This window comes from Pseudoalteromonas sp. APC 3691 (genome assembly GCF_030408135.1).
GTDB lineage: Bacteria > Pseudomonadota > Gammaproteobacteria > Enterobacterales > Alteromonadaceae > Pseudoalteromonas.
In genome coordinates this window covers 1-1073 of record NZ_JASDCB010000148.1, presented here as the reverse complement: position 1 = coordinate 1073, position 1073 = coordinate 1, and the positions used below count along the sequence as shown (strand labels likewise).

Below are 1073 nucleotides of genomic sequence, written 5' to 3'. Positions count from 1 at the left end.
TGCGCATCTTATACAGTATGCCTTCGAGCGTTTTTCTATGGTCGGGCTTATTATAAATTCGACCACTTAAGTACATTACTTTTGATAAGACATTCCATGTCCCGTCTGTTAACATTAATCTTGGCATGTAGGTTCGGTGTAAAGTTTTCTGGCGAATTCAATTATACCTTATCTTCATGCTGTTTGTTTTTCATACCAAAAAGATCAACACGCCCTAAAGTCTATAGATTAGTTTTCTTCACTTATTAAGTTTGTTTTAATCGTTTGTCGGTTTTGTGTTAATTCTCTAAAGTTCAGTTGTCGGCAACAAGCACGGCTTAACCAACAGGACTACGACCATGAAACTTACTCTTATCAAAACTATCGCTCTTAGCTCACTACTTACATGTTCAGCTGCTGCAATGGCTGATCAAAGTGATTACAAATTAATGGTTATTGAAACTGCAACAGCGCCACAGCCACTTGAGCAATCATTTAATAGCTGCGCACTGAATGTTAAGTCAAAAAATTATGCGCAAGCGGAAGCAATTTGTACTAAAGCAATCGCGCTTTTAAAAGACGCTGATGGCCCTAAATTTAAAGTACGCCAACTTACATCGTTTGCATTAAGTAACCGTGGTGTTGCACGTTTAAAAGCGAACAACGACACAGCTGGCCTTGCTGATTTATACGAAGCAAACCAAATGTCTACAAGTACAATGGTATCGCACAACTTAACTCGCGCTAAAGAAGAGCTTTCTTTATAAACACTTTATAAAGTGCTTACCAAAAGCATGTTATAAAATAGCGAGAGTAAAAAAACCCATGTTAGGTTAATTCCTAACATGGGTTTTTTGTTTGCCCAGCGAAGCTGGCAAACCCGATAGGCTGAAAGATGCCTTATTACCCTGACTAAGGGGAAGATAATCTGAATGGCAAGGGCGTCACTGGCCAACGGTGGGGTCTGAAGGAAGCCATAAGAAGTTAGAGGTACACAACTAACCGTAACCTGTTTCGGCAGTATTGGTGGGTCAGCGTGCAAAATAGCGCAACGCCCTATACTTAGTCAGACCAATACTGTGCTTGAGGGTGGG

At 40.4% G+C, this 1073-nt stretch carries 1 protein-coding gene and 1 pseudogene; one reads left to right on the top strand and one right to left on the bottom strand.

Annotated features, from left to right (window positions below; translation table 11 throughout):
* Positions 1 to 127 (bottom strand): annotated as a pseudogene (locus QL998_RS20650) (IS5/IS1182 family transposase); the annotation flags it as partial.
* A gap of 211 nt (positions 128 to 338) precedes the next feature.
* Between QL998_RS20650 and QL998_RS20645 the strand changes: the two are divergent.
* Complete coding sequence (locus QL998_RS20645; RefSeq protein WP_008167682.1) at positions 339 to 746, top strand: hypothetical protein; 408 nt, start codon at positions 339 to 341, stop codon at positions 744 to 746.
* Positions 747 to 1073 lie beyond the last annotated feature (327 nt).

Bases quoted from the DNA above. Each gene is read 5' to 3' on its own strand.
- QL998_RS20645 (WP_008167682.1), top strand. From the start codon at position 339: ATGAAACTTACTCTTATCAAAACTATCGCTCTTAGCTCACTACTTACA.